At 60.9% G+C, this 19,110-nt stretch carries 17 protein-coding genes and 2 pseudogenes; 14 read left to right on the top strand and 5 right to left on the bottom strand.

Going from position 1 to position 19,110, the window contains the following annotated elements; translation table 11 throughout:
* Window positions 1–71 precede the first annotated feature (71 nt).
* Both THIMADRAFT_RS27485 and THIMADRAFT_RS27985 read left to right on the top strand, forming a co-directional pair.
* The gene (locus THIMADRAFT_RS27485) at window positions 72–227 is read left to right on the top strand and encodes a hypothetical protein (RefSeq protein WP_007194081.1); all 156 of its coding nucleotides are present in this window, start codon (window positions 72–74) and stop codon (window positions 225–227) included.
* Between the two features lie 494 nt (window positions 228–721).
* On the top strand, window positions 722–952 hold the full coding sequence (locus THIMADRAFT_RS27985; RefSeq protein WP_233490269.1) for a hypothetical protein: 231 nt from the start codon (window positions 722–724) through the stop codon (window positions 950–952).
* Window positions 953–987: 35 nt separating this feature from the next.
* Here THIMADRAFT_RS27985 and THIMADRAFT_RS26720 read toward each other — a convergent pair.
* Window positions 988–1,467 (bottom strand): annotated as a pseudogene (locus THIMADRAFT_RS26720) (transposase); the annotation flags it as partial.
* 224 nt (window positions 1,468–1,691) lie between these two features.
* A pseudogene (locus THIMADRAFT_RS28605) lies at window positions 1,692–2,150 on the bottom strand (hypothetical protein); the annotation flags it as partial.
* Here THIMADRAFT_RS28605 and THIMADRAFT_RS15810 point away from each other — a divergent pair.
* The 4 genes from THIMADRAFT_RS15810 (at window position 2,149) to THIMADRAFT_RS15795 (ending at window position 6,361) form a co-directional block, all read left to right on the top strand.
* Window positions 2,149–3,111: an NAD(P)-dependent oxidoreductase gene (locus tag THIMADRAFT_RS15810; RefSeq protein ID WP_040731763.1), complete on the top strand. Its 963-nt coding sequence runs from the start codon at window positions 2,149–2,151 to the stop codon at window positions 3,109–3,111. The pseudogene THIMADRAFT_RS28605 and the gene THIMADRAFT_RS15810 sit on opposite strands and share 2 nt — an antisense overlap.
* Before the next feature lie 22 nt (window positions 3,112–3,133).
* Window positions 3,134–3,862, top strand: a complete 729-nt coding sequence (locus THIMADRAFT_RS25805) for an RraA family protein (protein WP_007194077.1) — start codon at window positions 3,134–3,136, stop codon at window positions 3,860–3,862.
* 304 nt (window positions 3,863–4,166) lie between these two features.
* The gene (locus THIMADRAFT_RS15800; RefSeq protein ID WP_007194076.1) at window positions 4,167–5,441 is read left to right on the top strand and encodes an ATP-grasp domain-containing protein; all 1,275 of its coding nucleotides are present in this window, start codon (window positions 4,167–4,169) and stop codon (window positions 5,439–5,441) included.
* Window positions 5,442–5,800: 359 nt separating this feature from the next.
* Window positions 5,801–6,361, top strand: coding sequence for a tetratricopeptide repeat protein (locus THIMADRAFT_RS15795; RefSeq protein WP_007194075.1), 561 nt, complete (start codon window positions 5,801–5,803; stop codon window positions 6,359–6,361).
* Between the two features lie 305 nt (window positions 6,362–6,666).
* On the opposite strand, the gene THIMADRAFT_RS15790 is transcribed toward THIMADRAFT_RS15795, so the two are convergent.
* The gene (locus THIMADRAFT_RS15790; protein ID WP_007194074.1) at window positions 6,667–7,287 is read right to left on the bottom strand and encodes a class I SAM-dependent methyltransferase; all 621 of its coding nucleotides are present in this window, start codon (window positions 7,285–7,287) and stop codon (window positions 6,667–6,669) included.
* A 156-nt stretch (window positions 7,288–7,443) separates the two neighbouring features.
* On the opposite strand from THIMADRAFT_RS15790, the gene THIMADRAFT_RS15785 reads away from it, so the two are divergent.
* The 5 genes from THIMADRAFT_RS15785 to THIMADRAFT_RS15765 all read left to right on the top strand — a co-directional run bounded on the left by THIMADRAFT_RS15785 (window position 7,444) and on the right by THIMADRAFT_RS15765 (window position 11,996).
* On the top strand, window positions 7,444–8,613 hold the full coding sequence (locus tag THIMADRAFT_RS15785) for a nickel-dependent hydrogenase large subunit (protein WP_007194073.1): 1,170 nt from the start codon (window positions 7,444–7,446) through the stop codon (window positions 8,611–8,613).
* A 206-nt stretch (window positions 8,614–8,819) separates the two neighbouring features.
* Window positions 8,820–9,104, top strand: coding sequence for a HypC/HybG/HupF family hydrogenase formation chaperone (locus THIMADRAFT_RS15780; protein WP_007194072.1), 285 nt, complete (start codon window positions 8,820–8,822; stop codon window positions 9,102–9,104).
* Complete coding sequence (hypD, locus tag THIMADRAFT_RS15775; RefSeq protein ID WP_007194071.1) at window positions 9,101–10,246, top strand: hydrogenase formation protein HypD; 1,146 nt, start codon at window positions 9,101–9,103, stop codon at window positions 10,244–10,246. Before THIMADRAFT_RS15780 ends, hypD begins: the two co-directional genes overlap by 4 nt.
* 207 nt (window positions 10,247–10,453) lie before the next feature.
* Complete coding sequence (hypE, locus tag THIMADRAFT_RS15770; protein ID WP_007194070.1) at window positions 10,454–11,500, top strand: hydrogenase expression/formation protein HypE; 1,047 nt, start codon at window positions 10,454–10,456, stop codon at window positions 11,498–11,500.
* A 73-nt stretch (window positions 11,501–11,573) separates the two neighbouring features.
* The gene (locus THIMADRAFT_RS15765; RefSeq protein WP_007194069.1) at window positions 11,574–11,996 is read left to right on the top strand and encodes a PGPGW domain-containing protein; all 423 of its coding nucleotides are present in this window, start codon (window positions 11,574–11,576) and stop codon (window positions 11,994–11,996) included.
* A 90-nt stretch (window positions 11,997–12,086) separates the two neighbouring features.
* On the opposite strand, the gene THIMADRAFT_RS15760 is transcribed toward THIMADRAFT_RS15765, so the two are convergent.
* Both THIMADRAFT_RS15760 and THIMADRAFT_RS27975 read right to left on the bottom strand, forming a co-directional pair.
* On the bottom strand, window positions 12,087–12,806 hold the full coding sequence (locus tag THIMADRAFT_RS15760; protein ID WP_407635152.1) for an ISAs1 family transposase: 720 nt from the start codon (window positions 12,804–12,806) through the stop codon (window positions 12,087–12,089).
* Between the two features lie 341 nt (window positions 12,807–13,147).
* A complete protein-coding gene (locus tag THIMADRAFT_RS27975) occupies window positions 13,148–13,546 on the bottom strand; it encodes a transposase (RefSeq protein ID WP_007194067.1) in 399 nt (132 codons plus the stop codon).
* An 837-nt stretch (window positions 13,547–14,383) separates the two neighbouring features.
* Between THIMADRAFT_RS27975 and THIMADRAFT_RS15750 the strand changes: the two genes are divergently transcribed.
* The 3 genes from THIMADRAFT_RS15750 to THIMADRAFT_RS15735 all read left to right on the top strand — a co-directional run bounded on the left by THIMADRAFT_RS15750 (window position 14,384) and on the right by THIMADRAFT_RS15735 (window position 19,077).
* The gene (locus THIMADRAFT_RS15750) at window positions 14,384–15,322 is read left to right on the top strand and encodes a sulfotransferase family protein (protein ID WP_007194066.1); all 939 of its coding nucleotides are present in this window, start codon (window positions 14,384–14,386) and stop codon (window positions 15,320–15,322) included.
* A gap of 1,219 nt (window positions 15,323–16,541) precedes the next feature.
* On the top strand, window positions 16,542–17,180 hold the full coding sequence (locus tag THIMADRAFT_RS25795; protein WP_233490267.1) for a PGPGW domain-containing protein: 639 nt from the start codon (window positions 16,542–16,544) through the stop codon (window positions 17,178–17,180).
* A gap of 187 nt (window positions 17,181–17,367) precedes the next feature.
* Entirely contained in the window at window positions 17,368–19,077 is a 1,710-nt protein-coding gene (locus THIMADRAFT_RS15735) for a winged helix-turn-helix domain-containing protein (protein WP_007194063.1), read from the top strand.
* Window positions 19,078–19,110: the final 33 nt, after the last annotated feature.

Raw genomic sequence — 19,110 nt, 5'->3', positions numbered from 1 at the left:
TCGTGTTGTCTTCAGACCCCCGGCCCTGCGGATTCTTGGAGCAGTCATCCGACGGATAGAGGGGAGCACGCATGAGCTTCGATGCACTGACGATCACGGGCTTGGTCGCGGCGGTTCTCTGCGCCGGTTTTTTGGTCGCGCTCATCAACCGCGACGACGCCGGTGGCGCTCGTCCTTCACGCATACGTGGTACCGACAAGACCGATGGATCCGACTGCCGGTCCTAAATCGGAGCCACACCCGGGCAGCAAGCCAGTTGGTCGCCACGGCAGCTACACACCCTGTCGTCGCGACCTTTTTTTGGTCTCCGATTCTCCGAGCCGGATCCCTGTGCAATCCTGATCCTCTCGAAAGCTCAATCGTCTGCAAGCAGACCAGGTTGTTTCGCGTGACGTTTGCCTCCCGAGGGCTCGGCCCTGGAAAGCGAAGTTGGACGGTTGTCAGGGTGCGTCCCTAATAGTGGACGGCACGGCGTGAGCCGGACAATACCTCAGTAATGAGCCTTTTGCGCTGTCAGAAAGCCTCTGATAGCCCAAGTTCAACACCTCATCTTCGATTCCCTTTCCTTTACTTTTCTTTCGACTTACGCCGAACGAAGGTAATTTCTCAAAAGGTAGCGGAAAGGATACCACTAAGCTACGAGAATAAGCTGCACTTAAAGACAAGCTTACACCCCTGAGTGCTTCATCCGTCGAGTATGACTGACCCGAATCCATTACCAGTGATTGATGAAGCGGACCGTACGCCGCTGGTCGAGGTGCCGGTGGTGCGGATCGACCGGTTGCTGGAAGAACAGCGCCGGCAAGCCGAGCTGATCCAACAGTTGCGCGACCAGATCGCGGTGCTTGAGGGCGAGAAGGCGAGACCGAAGTTCAAGCCGAGCGGGATGGAGCAGCAGACCGAGCCCGGGAGCGCCAACAGTGACGCCGGGGCCGGTGACGCAACGGGGTAACCGTCCAAACGACCGGGATCGGCGAAGCGGTTCTCGAGCGTGCCGAGAAAACGATTGAAACACGTGAGCTTGCGGTTGGTGATGCGGCGCATCCAGCCGCGCAGTTTGCGCTTCCTTTGACCTTTGGACAGGCGACTGTCGTAGATGGCGGTGAAGGCCTCGCAGGCTTCATGCGCATCTTTGAGTTTCGGGGAGTGGGCGAAGAGGCGATTGAGCAGGCGACGCTAGTCGGCATTCAGGTCGGCGCGACGATGCCGCAGGACCCAATGCGCGTTCTCGAGCTCATCGAGGGACGCTTTGGAGAGCGTGCGACGCAGCCGCTTAAGTTCGCGCTTGCGCAGGGTCTCCACGCTCTCGCGATACAAGCGAGCGACATGACAGCGGTCCGCGCAGATGAGGGCGCGTTTGCCGAACACGGCCTTCGCGGCACCGATGAAGCCTTGGTGGAGGTCCGAGCAGACGACCGCGATGCTGCACCATAAGTGCTTGTAAATAATTCGAAAAAACGCCTCCATGGCGGCCTGTTCCGCTCGGGTAGCAGGACGATGACGGGTAGCCGATCCTTCACATAGGCACTGATCACGACGACAAAATCGCGATGACCCTTCTTCAACGCGACCTCGTCGATACCGCTGACCTCCAGCGTCTCGATCCCGTTCCAATCGACCTCGGGCTCTATGCGGCGATCCAGAATGCCATGCAGAGCATCGACTCCGATGGCGTGCTTGAGACTCACATCCTCGAGCGTACTGTTGATCAACTCGAGCAGCACCTGCTGCTCGAAGGCCTTCGTGACCGAGGCGCGTGCCGTATACCAGGACAGCGTCTGGCCCGTTGTCGGCCGCCCCTCGCAGTAGTGGCATTGACAGCGTTTGGGTCGCAAAACAAGGACGCTGTTGTAATCGAACACGGGTAAATCACGTAGCTTGATCTCTTGACCAAGTCCGTAGCCATGGTCGATCGGCTTGCCGCAACAGTGGCAGTGCGTTCCCTCAAGGGCGCTGTGGACCTGGATCTCAAGCGTTTTGTGCTCGCCGAGCACAACGCGATTAGATTCCGGAGAAAAGCGAGGGCAGCATTTTTTTTGCGCTCGACCTATCCCGGTTCGAGAATGAGCGTTAACATGTATCAACACAACGTAGTTCCATGATCGACCCGGAAAGGCGCCTGGCCCCTCCCTCTGTGATCTCAGTGACATGAAACACAGCGACGCCCACACTACGCGTAAAGACATGGGCTCGGAGCAGGTTGTTCCGTTGACTTTGGGGGTTCTCTATCCAGGCGAAATGGGTTCCGTCCTGGGCGGACTCCTCAGAAAGCAAGGGTTTCGGACGATCACCACTCTTGCTGGTCGTAGTAAACGTACCCGGAAGCTTTGTCGGCACGCCCAGCTCGAAGTTGTTCATTCACTTCAGCAACTTGTCGATTCTGCCGATATTGTCTTGTCGACCGTTCATCCTGACTCCGCACCGAAGGTCGCAGAGGAGTATTGTGCTTGCCGCTCAGGCAAGGCTCGGCAGCAGTGCTTCGTCGATCTCAACTCCATCGCACCTGCGACCGTCGCTCACATAGAGTCAATGCTTGCCGATGCGGATGTCGACTTCGTGGACGGCGCCGTCCACGGAATGGCCGCTCAACTCACGACCTTCGGGACCATCTATCTGAGCGGCGCTTCGGCCCCCGCGGTTGCGGTGGTTCTAGAACGCGCAGCGCGGACACGCGTCTTAGGCGATCGCGCTGGTGCGGCATCGGCATTCAAGATGCTCATATCCGGTGTCAATAAAGGCGTTACGGCATTACTCGTCGAGGTATGCCTTGCCGCTCGAGAGGTCGACTTGCTAGAGCCGTTTTTTGCCTCTTGCGGCGAGGCCTATCCAGGCCTCATGTCAATCCTCGAACGCACCTTGCCGTCCTACCCGCAACATGCGCCTCGCCGTGTCCAGGAACTGCGCGAGGCCGCACAAATGGTGGCCGATGTCGGCTTGCGGCCACGCATGATCGAGTCAGCTCGGCAGGTAATCGGCGAAATCTCCGCTGCCGGACTCCCGAGCGACAACGTACGGTCGGCCATTCAGATCCTTGCTGAGCTGCATGCACGCGAAGTGCTTAAGCAGTCGCAGCTTCCGGATTCAATAACGTGTCAGAGAAGCGTTGAATAATCCCACTAGAGGCTAGGCAACGATGTCGCACGAACCTCGATCCTCGGAAATGCATGCCGGCCCTGGGTTTCGGGTCAATACGGATATCTCGCGTCCGGAGCGGAAGCTGATGGACGCTTATCGCGATTTCCCGACACCGGACATCTCGGACTTGCTCAACCGCCTATACTGTGTCGATCCTGAAATTCGCTGTCTGACTGGGCCTACTCATTTCGTATGCGGCCCGGCACTCACCGTAAAGTGTTTTCCGGGCGACAATCTAATGGTCCACAAGTCGCTCGACATCGCCCGCCCCGGAGACGTCGTTGTCATCGATACGGGCCGATCCGCGACGAACGCGGTCTTGGGCGACCTGATCTGCACGAAGGCGAAGCATCGCGGCGTCGCCGGCTTCGTTGTAGATGGATTGATTCGGGACTTACCCGGAATCGCGCGTAGTGATATGCCTGTGTTCGCACGTGGAACAACGCCTTTTGGTCCGCTCCATCGAGGGCCGGGTGAGATCAACTATCCAATTTGTTGCGGTGGAATCGTCGTCAATCCGGGTGATTTGTTGGTCGGCGACCCGGCCGGTCTGGTGATTGTGCCGAACGCGATTGTCCGCGAGCTTCTGGAAAGGCTTGTGCAGCATAAGAATGCCAATTCCGAGTATTTCGAGTCGGTGCGGCGCGGCAACTTCTCGAACGAATGGGTGGATAGAATACTTGAAAAAGGTTCGTGTCCAATATCTTCAAAAAAATCACAAAAGTAGTCGATTCGAAGCTGCCGCTGACGTGTCCAACATTCTGTTGGCTGCACTAAATGGCCGCTAGCCAGTCAGATTCCTGAGCATCCTGGTGATTTTTTGATCGAAAATGCCAGTCGAAGCTTTCTATGGCGACGGTGATCACTGGTGGAGTCGTTCGGTTCAAGTTGCTGATTTGATGACTGAGTTTTCTGGTGAGGAGCGCAAATGGCGTGATCTCCTGTAAAAGCCGCATGAAGCCTGCGGGGACTTGCTTATGGCGCAAAGCAAATGGTCGTAACCGAATGCCCACAGACCGGCGGTTTTGTGCGTGACCGCCGTTGAATCGGTTGTGCAGAGGGCTGGGCGTGTTCGCGTTTGGTCGTCTTCGCTGAGCAGTCCGCCCGCGATTATACTTGGAGGCGGCGCCAATGCGCTTTCCGTTGCGCGACTCCTCGGCAAGCGCGGGGTAAAGGTCTACGCTATTAATGGTGCCAAGGAGCATGTCTGCTACTCGCGCTTCGCCGAAAGCCTTTCCGTTCCCTCGGAAAGCTCCCTCGAGCGTGCATGGACCCGGTATCTTCTTAGCGATGACTCGAACCATCTACGTGGCGCCGTGCTTCTCGCATGCAGCGATCGAGCGATCCAAATTCTCGCAGAGCATCACGCAGAGTTGGGTCGGAAGTTTCGACTCGACGCGATGAACCCGACCGCACAGCTGTGCATGCTGAATAAATTGTGTACATACCGAGCAGCCACGGCGGCGGGTGTGGCGACGCCGAGGTATTGGACACCGCAAAACGATCGGCAGTTGGAAGAGGTCCGAAACGAGCTCGTCTATCCCCTGGTGGTGAAACCGGAGCTGTCGCATGAATCTCAAAAACGTTTTGGTGAGAAACTCTTTATCGCCCGCGACTTTTCCGAGCTAATGCAGTTGTTCCGCAAGGTCCTGCAAGGGGGCGTCGATGTGATGCTCGTCGAAATGATTCCCGGCGGCGACGACTTGCTATGCAGTTACTACACTTATCTCGACGAAAACGGGAGACCTCTTTTTCACTTCACTAAGCGAATTATCCGTCGCTACCCGGCGGTACACGGGATCGGTTGCTGTCATGTGACGGACTGGATTCCAGAATTGATACCGGTCTCACTACGTTTATTCGAGCATGTTGGACTGCGGGGACTTGCCAACGTCGAGTTCAAGCGCGACCCACGTGACGGCGTGCTCAAGCTAATCGAATGCAACGCCCGCTTCACCGCAGCGAACTGCCTGGTTGCCGATAGCGGTTTCGATCTCGCCATGCTGGTCTACAGTCGTCTGACTGAACGGCCACAGGATCCGCTTATCCACTACCGTGTCGGTAAGAGACTTTGGTATCCGTTTGAAGACTTCTTGGCTTGGCGGGACATGCCAAATGCATCCCGATCGCCATTCTATCGCTGGCTTTTGAGCCACCGACATCCCGCCACACTCCCTTTCTTCTGGTGGTCCGACCCGGTTCCGACCATAATTGCGGAAGGCCGGCGCCTCGGGGAGATTATTGAACGGCGGGCGCGCAAAGTTCGGGGGTGGTTATCGAGGATCTGGTCCAGGAGTGCGCTTTGAGGAAACGGGATCTCATGGCGATCTGGATAGGGTTCAGCGGGACGTTGGGACTGTCAAACCCGTCGGCGGCCCAGCCGATCGTGCGCTAGGAACCGCCGATCGCCGATTATTGCATCCAAGGCCACATCAGCGTTGGTCGCTCCACCCGCTGACGGCGCCGGTCTGAGTCAGAGATGTTTATACGGTTAATTCCCTTGCACCCCATCGGCTACGAAACGTAACGGCGGCAGGGTTGGACTGCTCCATTTGGGTTTATCGCACCGCCCGAGGGATCTCTGCTGCACGAATGCACGGTTTGACAGCCCCGGCCGGGGTTCCTAGGATCGTTCGACCTCTCCTCCGACAGCCGTTTCGACACCATGCCCAGACTCTCCCCGCTGCAGTGGCTGCTCTTCGCCGTGTTCTTGTTCTTCTACGGTTTCACGGTTTTTGCGGTCACGCGCGACTACTACATTCGCGACGCTGCGCGCCCTGCCGTCGCCGCGGCCGCTCCCCATGGGCTGCCTACTCAGACCACTCCGCGCCCGGCGCCGACCGCGATCCCGCAGACCATCACCGAGACCAACCCCGATCTCCTGGCGCAGCAAGCCGACGCGCTCTTTGTGGAGCGTCGCTACACCGAGGCCGTGCCCATCTATCGCCGTTTGCTCGAGCTTCGGCCGGGCGACGTCGAGGCCCACAACGATCTCGGGTTGGCGCTGCATTACATGGGCGACCCCGATGGGGCGCTGACGCAACTACGTGCCGGCGCGGCCAAGGACGCGAACCACCAGCGCATCTGGCTGACCCTCGGATTCGTGAGCCTGCAGGCCGGCGATACGGTCGAGGCGCGCACGGCTCTCGAGCGCGCACGCGATCTCGGTGCCGATACGGGTGTCGGTCAGGAGGCGACCCGCTTATTGGATCTGATCGAGGAGTAGTGATCGGGATTGACGAGTCTCTCCTCTGCGGCGCGGCAGATGTATCGAGACCTTTCGTTGTCGTCATCGTAATAGTGGTCGTCTTGATGGTCGATGACGACAACGAAAATGATCGCGGACGGTCTCGAAATCTCTACACTCCACCACTAGGCTCCCGGTCGGAACCGGATTCGCGATCCTCGGCGCGACGCAAGCACGAAAAGTGTCCGAAAGCGTCGCGGCGGACGCGGCGCAACACTCGGCTTTCGATGCCTTAATCCGCGTGGACCCAAAGACTCCAAGGGTCTTCGATGCGGCGGCCATGCTCAAACGTCTGCCGCGCTCCCGCCACCCCGTTGAGCCCGCTCGGCAAACGCAACCGTGTAATGCGCTCCCTGCTTGAGCTTGTCGTAGTTGCCGAAGACCTCGGTCAGGTTGCGTTTCATGTACTGGCGCAGTCCGTTGATGGTCACGACATAGAGATGACCGCCCGGGCGCAGGCGGGCATGCGCGTCGTGCAGCAGGAGCGCAAGCAGCTCTTTGCCCACCTTCGCCGGGATGTTGCTCGCGATCAGGTCGAACCGCAGCTCGGGGTCGACCTGATCGAAACCGTTGCTGAGCTGCGCGCGTGCGTTCTCAAGTCGATTGAAATTCACGTTGCGGTTGGCGTACTCCACCGCCACGAAGTCCTTATCGACCATCAGGGTTCGACCCTGCGGGGCAAGCGTCGCCATCGCCAAGCCGATTGCACCGTAGCCGCAGCCCAGATCGAAGCAGTCGTCGGTGGGTCGAACCTCCAGATGCGCCAGCAGCAGGCGGGTGCCCTCGTCGATCTCGCGCGGCGAGAAGAGACCCCAGGTGCTGTGCAGCGTCAGGTTGCGCCCGCCGAGCTCGGCATTGACGAGGATGTCACGACGAAGGGCGGCAAGTTGTTCGGGTGTGAGCACGTGGGTTTGGCCTGCGTCAATGCGATGAGGATGGGGCAAGAGACGAGACCGCGTTTGCAACGACCTGGTCTGCGGTGGGACGAAGCGCCGCTATCCTGAAGCGCGATCGGCTACACTGCAAGTTCTGTATCGCCGATCCGGAGGTTCGTGAGCCGCATGTCCGATCCGGGTGGAAGTCTCGAAATCCAATTGACACCATCTTCGGATGGTCTCGTCTGCACGATCGTCTCGACGCGTCCGGTCGCTGCCGCGTCGGCCTTCGTCGGACGCTCGCCCGAGGAGACGACCGCGCGCCTGCCGCTGCTCTTCTCGATCTGTGCCCGCGCGCAAGCGGGCGCCTGTGCGGCGGCATTCGAGCAGGCCTCCGGGCGGGTCGCAAGCCCGATTATCCGAGGACGGCGCGAGGCCGCGATCGCCGCCGAGACGATCCGCGAGCACCTGTGGCGAATCCTGCTCGATTGGCCCACGCTCCTGGGCGAGCCGCCTTGTCGTGACGACATGGCTTCGGCACTTGCTCTGTCGAACCGCATCCTCTCGCGGCTCGATCCTGCCGGCGATCTGTTCGGAGTCGGTGCGAGGACGGCGGCGGGTCACACCCCTGGTCAGGCCCCGGGTCTCGACGTCCTGCTCGCCGATCTGCACGATCTGCTGACGCACAAGGTGCTCGGCGTCCCGCCCGAGCACTGGTTGAGTCTGATCGGTGACCCGTCGGGCTTCGAGCGCTGGTGTCGGAATACGGAGACGGTGGCGGCTCGTCTGTTGCGCTCCCTGCTGGAATCGGGAGAGGCATCGCTCGGGAAGACCACGATTCCCGCGCTTCCGAGACTGTCGGAGAAGGATCTGATTGCTCGGCTGAGTGCGCCTGATTGGGCCGAGTTCGTCGCCGCTCCGACCTGGCAGGGTCAACCGCGCGAGACCAGCCCCTTCACGCGTGTCCACCCCCTTCCGCTGATCGAGGTCTACGGAGCGGGCCTCTTGGTCCGCCTTGCCGCCCAGCTCACGGAGGTCGCCACCGGCTTGCGGTTGTTGAGCCGCGGTCCCGTCGGGAACGCCGGGGCGCAGCCGACGTCCGCGGGCGGCAACGGGATCGGGCTCGGGCGCGTCTTCGCGGCGCGTGGCCTGTTGGCACATGTCGTCCGAGTCGAGGACGGCCGCGTCCGCGAGTATCGAATCCTTGCGCCCACCGAGTGGAACTTTCACCCGCGCGGCGTCGTTGTCCGAGCGCTGGAGAGTCTGCCGCCCGGGCCCGAGGAGCAGTTGCGTCGGCAGGCCGAGCTCTTGATCACGGCGATCGATCCCTGCGTGGCCTTCAAGCTCACCTGTTAAAACGCGGCCCGAGCGATATGCGAGGTCGTCACTCGGGCGTAGGGTGGGGGTGAGTCTGATACCCTCGTAGATGGCGCGTTTTAAGATTTTTAATTTGTTGATATAGAACGCGTCTCGCCAAGGTTTCGGTTGGCGACGAGGTTTGCCCCGATCCACCCGCCTATTTGATCGCCCCGGACGCGTTTTACCTGCGAGGTCCTTTGTCCATGTGTCTAGCCATCCCTGCACGCATCACCTCCATCGATGTCGCCGCCGATACCGCGAAGGTTGCGCTCGGGTCTGTCGGCAAGGAGATCTCGTTGGCCCTGATCGAGGACGCCGCCGTCGGCGATTATGTCCTGATCCATGTCGGCTACGCCCTGAACAAGATCAGCGAAGAGGAGGCGCAGCGGACGCTCGAGATGATCGCGGAGATGGGGCTTCTCGAGGAGGAACAGGAGCTCGATCCCGAGCCGACCTCGACCGTCGCGGGTTCCGGAGGCCAACGGTGAAATACATCGACGAGTTCCGCGACAAGGCGCTCGCCCGCCGGCTCGCCGAGACCATCGCCGCCGAGGCGCATCCCGGACGCGATTATCGCTTGATGGAGTTCTGCGGCGGTCATACCCACGCCATCTTCCGTTACGGCGTGCAGCACCTGATGCCGCCGAATCTGCGCTTTATCCACGGCCCGGGCTGTCCGGTGTGCGTGCTGCCGATGGCCCGGATCGACCACGCGATTGCGCTCGCCACGCAGCACGATGTCACGCTCTGCACCTACGGAGATCTCATGCGCGTGCCGGCGAGCGAGCGCAAGAGCCTGCTCAAGGCGAAGGCCGAGGGCGCCGACATCCGCATGATTTACTCCACCCAAGACGTGCTGCGGATCGCGCGCGAGAACCCCGATCGGCAGGTCGTCTTCTTCGCCATCGGCTTCGAGACGACCACGCCGCCGACCGCCGTCGCCCTGAAGAGCGCTCGCGCCGAGGGGCTGACCAACTTCTCGGTCTTCTGCAACCATGTGCTGACCCCGTCGGCGCTGCAGACGATCCTGAGCACCGCCGGACCTGACGGGGTTCAGCTCGACGGTATCCTGGGCCCCTCCCATGTGAGTACGCTCATCGGCAGCCGTCCCTACCGTTTCGTGGCCGAGCAGTTCGGCGTGCCGGTCGTGATCGCCGGTTTCGAGCCCCTGGACGTGATGCAGTCCGCCTTGATGCTGGTGCGGCAGCTCAACGAGGGCCGCTGCGAGGTCGAGAATCAGTACACCCGTGCGGTGAGCGAGGAGGGCAACCGCAAGGCTCAGGCCCTGATCGACGAGGTCTTTCGCATCCGCCCCGAGTTCGAATGGCGCGGGCTCGGCTTCCTTCCGAACAGCGCCTTGGCGCTGGCCGACGCCTACGCGGACCTGGATGCAGAGCAGCGCTTTCCGGTCGAGATCGCCCCGGCCAAAGAGATCAAGGGCTGCGAGTGCCCGGCCATCCTGCGTGGCGTCAAGACACCGACCGATTGCAAGCTCTTCGGCAAACCCTGCACGCCCGACAACCCCATGGGCTCCTGCATGGTGTCCTCCGAGGGTGCCTGTGCGGCCTATTGGAGCTACGGGCGGTTCCGGGCTTCCAGTGCTCAACCGCAAGCCGCCAGCCGGCTTTGATGCTCGAACCCGTGTCGGCCGGCGAGGATGGGCGTTGTCGATAAGACCAGCGGGTAGGGTGGACGAGCGAGAGCGAAGTCCACCGAACCCCGCGCCGGCGCTGGTGGACTGCGCTGCGCTGGTCTACCCTGCGGCGCGTGTCCACCCGGCACTGATAGCTGGCTGCCTTCCATCACCGTCCCAGTCGTCCCAAAACGAGGTCTCAGAATGACATCCGATCGGCGCTTTCCCGTGCGGCTCGATCTTGAGAAGGGCGCCGTGGACATGAGTCACGGCTCCGGCGGGCGCGCGATGGCGCAGCTCATCGGCGAGCTCTTTCAGCGCTACCTCGACCATGAGCTCTTGATCCTCGGCAATGACCAGGCGCTCTTCACGCCTCCCCCTGGCCGCATGGTGATGAGCACCGACGGTCACGTGATCTCCCCGCTCTTCTTTCCCGGCGGGGACATCGGCTCGCTCGCCGTGCACGGCACCATCAACGATGTCGCCATGTCCGGTGCTCGCCCGCTCTACCTCGCCGCCGGCTTCATCCTGGAGGAGGGGTTCCCGCTCGGGGATCTGGCGCGCATCGTCGCGAGCATGGCCCGAGCCGCCAATGCCGCGGGCGTGCCCGTGGTGACGGGCGACACCAAGGTGGTGGAGCGCGGCAAGGGTGACGGGGTCTTCATCACAACCACCGGGATCGGCGTGGTGCCGGAGGGCATTCTGATCTCGGGCGATCGTGCCGAGCCGGGCGATGTGATCCTGGTCAGCGGGAGCATGGGCGACCACGGCGTGGCCATTCTCTCCAAGCGGGAGAATCTCGGCTTCGAGACCGAGATCCGATCCGACAGTGCCGCGCTGCACGAGCTGGTCGCCACCATGATCGCCGCCGTCCCGGACATCCATTGTCTGCGCGACCCGACCCGCGGCGGCTTGGCGACGACACTCAACGAGCTGGCCCATCAGTCCGGTGTCGGCATGCAGATCCGCGAGGACGCCATTCCGGTCCGCGCCGAGGTGGCCGCTGCCTGCGAGCTGCTCGGGCTCGACCCGCTCTACGTCGCCAACGAGGGCAAGCTGGTCGCCGTCTGTCCGCGGGATCAGGCCGAGCGTCTAGTCGAAACCATGCATGGCCATGCGCTGGGAGCCGAATCGGCCATCATCGGCGAGGTCGTCGAGGACCCGCATCGCTTCGTGCAGATGGAGACCGGCTTCGGCGGAAGCCGGATCGTCGACTGGCTTGCAGGCGAGCAATTGCCGCGGATCTGCTGATCCGCGGCGTGTGCACGTCCAGAGTATGGGGCTGTAGAACAAGAGACCGCCGAGGGTCCGGGAGGCGAGGGTAATGATCGACATGATTTGGGTCGAGGCCCATCAGGGCCTGCTTCTGTCGTTGGCCGGCGCGTCGGTCTTAATGTTCATCGGATCCCTGATTGCCTTGCCGTTCCTCTTGGCGCGCATCCCGGAGGACTATTTCGTGGACCCGCACCGGCATTCCGCACGGCTGAAGAGCCTCCATCCGGTCGTCTATGTGAGCCTGCGGTTGTTCAAGAACCTGGTCGGCTGGGTCTTGGTCCTGGCGGGAATCCTCATGCTGGTGCTCCCCGGCCAGGGAATCCTCACCATCATCATGGGCCTGGTGTTGAGCGACTTTCCCGGGAAATACGCGCTCGAGCGCCGCCTCGCGAGTAAACAGCGCGTTCTCGACGGAATCAATTGGATTCGCCGGCGCAGCGGTCATCCTCCACTCGTGCCGCCGCAGATCTGAAACCGCGTCTCCCTGATCCTTTTGTTTTCATTCCTCTAAACCGCATCGACGCCCCGGCTTTAGCTGGGGTCATGAGTCAGGGCAATCGCATCAAGTTTTCCCAATATTCGAGCCCTTGGCGGCTGTCTTTTGCAGAGAGATCTTCGGCGCCTCGAAGAGCAGCGACGCGAGGTAGCGCTCATCCCAACCGGCCTTCAGGCGCTTTCTCTGGATGCCGAGCTTGCGGTCGTCGTGCTGCAAGCGCGTGAGGGCGACGCGCCGAATCAGCGCCGGATTCTTCCGCGCCTCGGGATCACGCACCCGCGAGGCATCCTCGCGGAAGGCGACATCGGTGTACTCCCGCGCACCGGCTTCGATGAAGGCCTCCTCGACCTCGGTGGCCAAGGTGCTCTGGTTGCCCTTGAGCGCCAGGACATAGCGTCCGCCCTGCGCCACGATCTGCTCGGCGATCGCGATGAGCTCGCCCGGGATGACCTCACGGATCGCCTCGACCCAGTCGCGAAAACAGGCCTCGAACGCCTCGGGCTGCAGCAGGCTGAAGACACGCCCGAACGTAACGTACGACGGGATGCCATTGGGCAGCTTCAAAACTTGCTTCAGCCATGCCTGCTTGGCACGTCCAAACTCCTCGATCTGGATCCATCCATCGGCCCGGCAGAGGGTCGCGACAATCGCAATCACGATCATGTCGAGCAGGTTGTGACGCCGCTCGAGCGCGCAGCGCGGGTCTTCAAGCGTCGAAAATGCCTCACCGGGGAGCGGTCCAGGGTCATTTCGAGCATCGGAAGCAGCACACCAATCAGCAAACACGGGTGCCGCATGTTAACCACCCTATCGATATAGGCCAGTAGTCGTTGCTAAAATTTTGATGCGATTGTCCTGCCGGAAAAGGCAGGGTCAATCCGGTAGTTCGCCGGACGCTTACACCGAATCGGCCGTGTGGCGACGAGCGTATAATGACGGGTCGGAAGGCAGGTTGAGGCGCTTCGGCGACCGGTCGGCTCGGAGCCAAAGAGCGGTTGATCTTCCCGAGCCTCCTCTGCCCTTGAGCAGCTTTCGGGAGCAACGGTCGTTGCCGATCGTCTTGGTGGTCTGTCCATGCGCGCGGCCGTTGTGTGGCCTCATTTCCAGCCTGAAGTTTCTCGTTTTCCTCAGGCGACCAGCCGCATGACTGCAACGATGAGGGGATTTCGGATGCCCTTGCCCGGATCGCCGCAGTCGACCCCGAAACCCACGTCGGCGAGATCGTGGGCAAGCGCTCGGCGCACATCGGCGAAGGCATATTTGGTGCGCCGCGCGGGGGCCTGCTCCAAGCCAGCCGCGTCGATCCAGGTGATGGTGCTGGCCACTATACAGAAATGCAGATGGTTGGTGACCGCATCGGGGTTGCGGGTCCGCGTCCGGGCACTGCCGATCTCCTGCTTGATGTTTCTGAATCCGGCTTCGATCTTCCAGCACGCGGCATCGATTTCGATGATTTGCGCAACGGATAGGGTCAGGTCGGTGGTCACCAGCGTGATCCCTTGTGTGCCCGGGAAGACACAGACCATGCGCACTTGCCAGCGCAGGGCGGCGCAAGGGTTTGAGCAAGCCGTTGTTGCCGAACCAGCTGTCGGTGACCACCAGGATTGGCGCCCGCGGAAAGATCCCGGCGAGGCTCCGGATCAGGCGCACGGCTGGGGTGAATTTGGTCTCGAAGGTGAGCGCCCGACCGCGGATGCGCACGCAGCGCAACGCCAGGGTTGCCCTGCGCAGGTAAAAGGCAAAGGCCAGCGGCAGGCAGCACCAGCGCCCGTGAATGACCTTCAGCAGACCGAGCGTGACGATGGTCTGCGCCTACGGCAGCTTCGCCGAGGCCATGTAAGGTGTAATACCTCGCCTCGCCGATCACCACGCCGAAGAGCGTCGCGATGGTGCGCAGCAGGTTTGACGTGCGCGAGGCGGTGATCGGCAGCAGGATGGCCCGCAGCGTGAGAATGAACCAGCGGGCGCGTTCTCGGCCGTGCTCGGAGCTCGGAAAAAGGCTCTGGAATTGAACGGCGAGCGCGGGTAGGATCGACGTCGAATGCGGCTCGTATTTGGCGTCTAATCATTGGCTTAGGCGCCTTTTGTTATGCGCTGAAGCGGGCCTGCATTCATCGTCAACCGCTTGTTTCTTCGCTGATTCATCCGCGTTTTTCACGCCCGTTTGGTCATTGAGCCAGTATGGGTTTCATCAATAAGATTTCACCAATATACGCAGATATTCGTGGTTGCTTATATTATGATATTGCCGTATAGGAGTGAGAAACTTCAGTCCTTCAGATGTCTATTGAAAAACGCGTCGTCTTGATCGACTAAGCAAGTGGCTTTGTTCCCGGCTCGATACCCTATTAGGAGGCATTGAAATGAAAGCGGATCCAGAATTCATCACGCCTGTTTTCCTCGTTGGAGCAAGGCGGTCGGGAACAACGCTGTTTCGGATGTGCTTAAATGGACACCCGGATGTCTCCTGGGACAGGGGCTGGGAATTCGCAGTGAATTTCATCGACGACCATGGTCGGGTTCTCAAGCATTTTGATGCTGAAAGACCCCAAACATCCAGAACATCCTCCATAGAGGATATTCGTTCATATTTAAACAATAAAGCACATACGGCACGAGGGAAAAAAAAGATTCTGGGGGTTACGGTACATGTGGGTTTTGAGAAAATACCCTATCTTTACAGCGATGCGAAATATATCCATCTCATCCGTGATCCCCGGGATATCGCCATTTCCAGCGTTAAGCTGGGGTGGTCCGGATCCTATTATTATGCGCCGGATATTTGGGTCGCCGCGGAACAGGAATGGGAAGAGTTGAGCGCAGTTATTGATAAGCGCGCATGGATCGAGTTGAGATATGAAGATTTCGTCACCCATCCGGAAGCGGAGCTCAGGAGAGTCTGCGAGTTCATCGGCATTGACTATACTGAAAAGCTATTCGACTACACCAAAACGACTAAATACAACTATCCGAAGGAATCCCTGGCGTATCGATGGGAAAGTCAACTCCGGAAAGACGAGGTGCAACTTATCGAATCAAGGGTTGGCGGTTATCTGCAAAAACGCGGATATCAAGCCTCACAGTATCCGGTTTTGGAAATCAAAGGGCTGAAGGCATTGGAACTCAAAATCAGGAACTTTGCCGGCATCAAAGCCAGAGGCATTGCGGATGAGGGGCTTTCGCTCTATATGATCGGCTTGCTGGGCCGTAAGCTTGGATTGAAATCACTGATTGATCTGCATGACGTAAAGTTGCGGGGTATTAAACAGAAGCACGTGGAAAAGCTGGAAAAGGATTACTGATCGAAATGCGGTGCGACTCCTGTCACTCGATGAGGCTAAACGCAGCTGTTTAATGTTTAAGGGGTCACCATTTGTTGCGGCCTGGCAAGGCCGCGTTATCGTGCGGGTGGGAAGCCTGCCCAGGTAGCCGCTAGCCACGGGCCTGGAATCGAGACTTGCAGTCGGACCGGCAACGGGCCGATTGATGCGTAGTCACGAAAGGGGGCGAGGTGCAAGGGTAACAGGTGATGCTGACCTTGAAGGTGTAGAGCTCCGAAAAGACCGACGTTGGGATCGGCCGATGGTTTAAATGGGCCAGCAGGCAACAGCGCTGCACGCGTCACGGCGAGTGTGCAGCGACCCCCCGGAGCCTCAGGCCGTGTCGAGCCTCACATCGAGATAGCGCGGTAACCAGGGAGATCCGACAGTCGGTGCCGAAGGATCGGCGCACCCTTGAACAAGCGTAGAAAGCGAGGACGAGGGCGGAGGGTGTCGGAAGTCGGAGCCACCCATAGGGTGTGCCGGGCAGCGCCCGGATCAGGTGGGTTGAAGTCCCACTGGCGCCCGGGTAAGGGGCGCCATATCCAAAGGCGGGGGTAACGCCTCGCTGGCCGGGGCCACCCGATAAGGAGACGTCTAAACGGGCACGCAGCCGGAAACGGCGGATACGGCCAAGGCGGAGCCTAAGTCGAGTGAGCTGTCGAGAGACAACCGGAGGGCGGGGTGTCCATCGCGAGGTGGAATCCGAAGGGCTTGCGGAGAAGTACCGGGCCGTCATCGAGGAGGCGACTCCATGATGAACCGGTCGGCCAAAGACGGGGCAAGGTCGAGCCGGCACTATGGCGGCGAAGGCGTTTCTTACCCACCCGTCGTACCAAGGTGTGTGCGGGCGGCACGGTACGGAAGATCCAGGCGTGACCCCGGGATGGCTCGTCGCGTTCTCGGGCGGCACCGGGATCAGCGACCCTATAAGTCGAGAGACGAAGTGGGACGTGACGCGCGGCGAGTCGTCGGACAGCTGCATAGTACCTCAAGCCGGGCGAAAGTCAGGTGACTGCGCGAGCAGCGGCCGAGTGGGCCGGGGAAGGCGGCTGGCAGAGGTGGTTGGGACGAGACAGCGAGTGAGTGAGTAAAGGCGTTGATGCGGACAAGTTCCTTAAGTGAAAGACCCGAGCAGCAGCGTCCGAGGAGACTCGCGGACTGGCTTAACCCGACGGCAGAGAGGAAGGTTCACTCATTGGTGGACAAGATCTATCAGCGGAAGAATCTTGCGGTGGCCAGAGAGAAGGTGAAGCGCAACCGTGGTGCGGGTGGGATCGATGGAGTCGATGTGGCGGCGTTTGAGGCCGACCTGGAGGGCAACCTCGAGCGGCTGCATGTGGAGCTCAAGGAGGGGACTTATGCGCCGCAACCCGTGCTGCAACACCTCATCCCCAAGGCGGGCAAGCCGGGCGAGTGTCGAGCGCTGGGTATCCCGACGATCTACGATCGGGTGTGCCAGCAAGCGATCCTCAACCGGCTGGAACCGATCTTCGAGCCGATCTTCGATGACGCCAACTTCGGTTATCGGTCCGGGCGATCCACCAAGGATGCACTCAAGAAGATCTGGCGCGAGCTGAAGAGCCTCCATCCGGTCGTCTATGTGAGCCTGCGGTTGTTCAAGAACCTGGTCGGCTGGGTCTTGGTCCTGGCGGGAATCCTCATGCTGGTGCTCCCCGGCCAGGGAATCCTCACCATCATCATGGGCCTGGTGCTGAGCGACTTTCCCGGGAAATACGCGCTCGAGCGCCGCCTCGCGAGTAAACAGCGCGTTCTCGACGGAATCAATTGGATTCGCCGGCGCAGCGGTCATCCTCCACTCGTGCCGCCGCAAATCTGAAACCGCGTCGCCCTGATCCTTTGGTTTTCATTTCACTAAACCGCATCGACGACAATACCCGGCGTGCGCCCTTACATGCTCGGCCGGTAGGGTGGACGAGCGAGAGCGAAGTGGGGAGAAAGACTGCGATCAGGGTCTAAAATCAACATGAGCGCGACTCGAATCAACGCCGATAGAGGCTCGACCCTTGGCGACGATCCCCGATCCGGAGACCTTTTCGCGGCTTGATGCACCCTTCGCCGTCGGCGCCTGGGAGGTTCATCCACGCTCCAACGAGATTCGCGGCGAGATCCGGAGGGTCAAGCTCGAGCCCAAGGTGATGCAGGTCCTCTGTTTTCTCGCTTCGCGGCCGGGGGTCGTGGTCTCGCGCGAGGAGCTGGAGGCCGAGGCATGGCGCGGGATGGTCGTGACCTACGATGCGGTGACCAGCGCCATCATCAAGCTGCGCAAGGCGCTGGGCGACGACGCCCGTCATCCGCGCTACATCGAGACACTCTCCAAAAGTGGCTACCGCCTGATCGCGGAGGTCCGTGGCGGGGTGTCCGATGAGCCGAACTACCCGGCCGGAGACGGCGCGCAAACCCGATCGTCGATCGCCTTTCGCATCCTGATTCCGGTCCTGGCGCTCGTTTCGATCGCGCTCTGGCTTCTCCTCCCGAAAGGTGGCGATCCAACGGTGTCGGACGGCGTCGGCACGGTTCCGGCGCCGGTGCACATCCCCGGAATCGCGGTTCTGCCCTTCGTCAACCTGGGGGCCGTTCCGGAGCAGGATTACTTCGCCGACGGGATCACCGAAGACCTGATTACCGATCTGTCGAAGCTCTCGGGTCTCTGGGTGGTCGCCCGCAACTCTGCGTTCGCGTATCGGGGCAGCACCGAAAACGAGCCTACCGTTGCTCGGGAGCTCGGCGTCGATTATGTCCTCAAGGGCAGTGTTCAGCGTTCCGCGGATCGCATTCGGTTCAATGTGCAACTCGTCGATGGTCTGCGCGGCAGCAATCTTTGGGCGGAACGCTATGACCGGCGGATCGATGACCTTTTTGCGCTCCAGGACGAGATCGCGGCCAGCATCCTCTCGGCGATCGAGGTCGAGATCGCCCCGAGCGATCGCGCGAGGCCGGGCCGCAGTCACCTCGCGAGCATCGAGGCGTACGATGCCTTTCTACGCGGGCTCGATCACTATGGACGACGGTCGCTCGAGGATACCCAAATGGCGATCGACCATTACCGTAGGGCGATCGCCATCGATCCTGAATTCGCCCGTGCCTATGCCGGGCTCTCGCTGGTCTATGTGCGCGATGCGGTCGACGGATGGGATCTCGGTGCGGAGGACGGGCTCGCGAAGGCGCAAGAGCTGATCGCGCAAGCGAGGGCGCTGGACCCGATGGTCCCGCAAATCCATTTCGTCCAAGGCCAGATCGATCTCTATCGACGCGACTACGTCGCCGCCATCCGCAGCGCGGAAGAAGCGATCGCGATCAAGCCCAATTACGCCGATGCCTATGCGCTGCTGGCGTGGATCCTTCACTTCGCCGGCCGAGCCGACGACGGACTGGTCAGCATGGAGCGGGCGGTCCGCCTAAACCCCCGCATGCCGGCAATCTACCGACTCGTGCGCGGGGCGCTCTACTACGAGAACGGCGACATCGAACGGGCCGTGGCGGATTTCCAGGCCGCCGTCGACATGAGTCCGAGTTTTCAGTTGAGTCGCGTCTGGCTCGCGGCGGCTTATGCCGCGGCCGATCGGCCGGGCGATGCCGAGTGGGAGACCCGCGAGATCTTGGCGCTGGATCCGGGTTTCTCCGTGTCGCATGTCCGACGCGCCTTTCCGATCAAAGATCCGATCTATCGCGAGCGTTTCCTGGAGGATCTGCGACGCGCCGGACTTCCGGAGTGACCGCCGTGGTCGGGTCGGCCCCGTCTCCGGAAT

Source organism: Thiocapsa marina 5811 (assembly GCF_000223985.1).
GTDB lineage: Bacteria > Pseudomonadota > Gammaproteobacteria > Chromatiales > Chromatiaceae > Thiocapsa > Thiocapsa marina.
Note: the sequence above shows the minus strand (reverse complement) of the source record. Positions and strands in the feature narration are given on the sequence as shown.